2 protein-coding genes and 1 pseudogene are annotated in these 2,777 nt (G+C 51.7%); all 3 read left to right on the top strand.

Annotation, left to right across the window (positions count from 1 at the left end; translation table 11 throughout):
* Positions 1-121: 121 nt before the first annotated feature.
* Positions 122-343: pseudogene (locus CVS29_RS18590) on the top strand (transposase); the annotation flags it as partial.
* A 743-nt stretch (positions 344-1,086) separates the two neighbouring features.
* Positions 1,087-1,551, top strand: coding sequence for a hypothetical protein (locus CVS29_RS18050; protein WP_110107981.1), 465 nt, complete (start codon positions 1,087-1,089; stop codon positions 1,549-1,551).
* A gap of 160 nt (positions 1,552-1,711) precedes the next feature.
* A complete protein-coding gene (locus tag CVS29_RS18045) occupies positions 1,712-2,425 on the top strand; it encodes a DUF6308 family protein (RefSeq protein WP_110107980.1) in 714 nt (237 codons plus the stop codon).
* Positions 2,426-2,777 lie beyond the last annotated feature (352 nt).

The raw sequence follows: 2,777 nt of genomic DNA, 5'->3' as shown, positions 1-2,777 counted from the left end.
TCTGCGCCCACCTCACCAGCACCAAAACCCGCTACCCCGGCACCAGCCTGATCCTCAAATACGCAATCAAAACCAAGCCGCCGGCTCTCATCAATTAAATCGTGATATCAGGAGCCCTGAGGTCAAGGCCGCAGCCATGAAGGAAACCGACCGGCTGCAAAAGACCGTGACCAAGTGGTGGCCAGAGATCCAAACACTGCTCGCCACCCGCGTCACCACCGCGAAAGTCGAGGCCGCCAACACGATGATCAAAAACATCAAAAGGATTGCCCGCGGGTTCCGTAACCCAATCAACTATCAATCACGTATCCTGCTAAGAAGTGCCGCCCGGACGGTGGCATGAATTCATCTCAGCGGGCTGGTATTCACCACGAACCGCGAAGAGCCGCTTTGCTTGATTCTCTAGACCAGTCCAGTCACCAGCGAGCTCTCGAATTCGAACCGAAATAGTGAGCGGGCCAGGAACCCGCGACATTCGAACCGAAACAGCTTGTGCAGAACGCTCAGAATTACAACCTCATGTAAATACCAACGAAAACTAACGCCGCAGGTCAGAGCATGTTGAGTAGCCAAAAACCCTCGTTAGTTATCAATAGCACTTAGCCCCGCTTCACCAACAAGCGATTATTTTGGGCTTCCAATATGCTCTTTTGACCAGTTTTCGCATGGACTGGTTGCAACAACGAGTGATACTAAATACTCTGCACTTTGCACTGATTGGGATGAGTTTCGTATGACGTAGTAGGAACTCCCGCCCGACTGTGTCATGAACTCGAGCCCAGCCAATCAAGCGCCCATGCTGGACTTCTCATTTTACTCTTGACTGTTCGCTGTCACCACTTTTGCAATCATTACGATCCAGAGGCCTGAGGTTAGGAGCATGTTTTTGCCTCAAACAATGGCAATATAATGAACTCACGGAACTCACGGAACTCACTTTAGGCAATCCTAAACAAGGACAAAATAAACGATAATGAAACGAGAGCAAGAAATGGGAGACTTCGGTGACTTTGACACCAAGCCATGATGTAACCTTATTTCAGGAGGGCAAAAATGCCCTCTCAAATCAAAAAAGGAAAATAGTAAATGATTCAGCGAACTAAGACCTCCATCAAAAGAGTGATCGAAAAGCTACGCGGACTAAAATCTCCTAAAGCACTGTCCTACTCGGTTCTGGGCTTATATATCCTTTTAGCACTATTTAGCGCTTTGGTGACAATTAGATCTATGGCAGATTGGACGTCATACCGGGATTCTCTAACCTCCTGGGGTGCACTCAATATCTATCACATCCAATCGGCCGAAATGCAACTTCAGTTGATTTCCTTTACATCAATTGCGACAGCAGTGTTAATAACCCTGTCGGTCAAACTGTGGACACGTATCCTGAGTGATGGAAAAAACGTACGCCTGAATCTCTTGTCGACAATCCTCCTAGCCTCTCCACTTGCACTCTTCGGGCTGCCGCAACCATGGTCATGGCTTGCTCCTGCCGTGCTGGTGGCATCCTCAATCTTGATCGACCGTCAGATCGATAGGAAGCAACCATGAATCGGGGACTGCCCCGGCATTGCTTGACTATTGAGGATCGGTTCCTTGCAGCAAGGATATTGATTACGCCAAGGTTTTCCGTCCGAGTTCATTCCCGGATGCTGTCAGTCTCGCCCGGTACGGTTGTGTGACCCGGCCTTCGAACCCTCTGGAGAATTCCATGCCCCATCAATCCCAGCAAGATCCCGGCAGCAAAGTCTGGAGCTACCTCCAGTCCGAATTGGGCACAAGCTCCGCAACACCGTCCGACCTCGCAGTTGGGTACCTGTGGACTTATCTCACCGGTGTGGAACCCGTAGTGGGTGGGGACTGGCCCGCCATCGGAAGGCGATTCGAGCATCTGGTAACGCCTGGCACCGATCTCCACGTCATCTCCGCCGAGGATCTGCTATCAGTTTCATTCCTGTCTGTGAGCGTCCCTCCCCGAGCAGCCTGGGCGATTCTCACTACCCGAAGTGCTGCGATCACTGCGACGTTGGAACAAATCCCCGAAGACGTGTCCATTGAGCATCCCAATTGCACCCTAGCCATGTTTGAAACTGATTCTCCGCTACAAGATTTATGGGATCTTCTGCGACGAGATGAGAACGGAAAACTGTGGGATATGGGTGCAACCAAGGTCAGCAAGGTGATGGCGCGCAAACGACCGCATCTGGTTCCCATCCAGGACCGTGTAGTCGTGGCTGAACTGGATGCCACAGATGCGGGCTACTGGGACATGTGGTGGAAAGCCATGCACCTACGGGAAAACTGCAAATCAGTCGTTACAGACTTTGCCCATGAGTTACGAGAACGCGTCCCCGAAGCGGGGAAGCTCAGCCTCCTGCGAACATTGGACATAGTCATTTGGATGCACGGGACCCACCGGGGCTAGCCCCTGATCTATGACGATCTGTCTCCGTTCGACGCCAGCAGAGCAACACGATCCCATGACAAAGCGGCATTCAGTGGGCCGGGAACTCTGTGACCTTCGAACCGAAACAGCCAATGCAGACCGCTCGGAATTACAAGCGGCCCGAACCAACACTGAAAACTATCGCCGCAGGTCAAAGCAGGTTGAGTACTCAAAACCCATCGTTACTTATCAACGTTTATGAACCCCGCTGTCCTGCCCAAGGGCCATTTTGGTCTGCCGATAGGCTGTTTTGACGGCTCTCCGTGGTTCGTGGTGAAATCTGGTTTCGTGTCCTTGAACGAAGGTGGCCCGTAGCCCTGTTGTGATGGAT

This window comes from Arthrobacter psychrochitiniphilus (assembly GCF_003185915.1).
Taxonomy (GTDB): Bacteria; Actinomycetota; Actinomycetes; order Actinomycetales; family Micrococcaceae; genus Specibacter; species Specibacter psychrochitiniphilus.
Note: the sequence above shows the minus strand (reverse complement) of the source record. Positions and strands in the feature narration are given on the sequence as shown.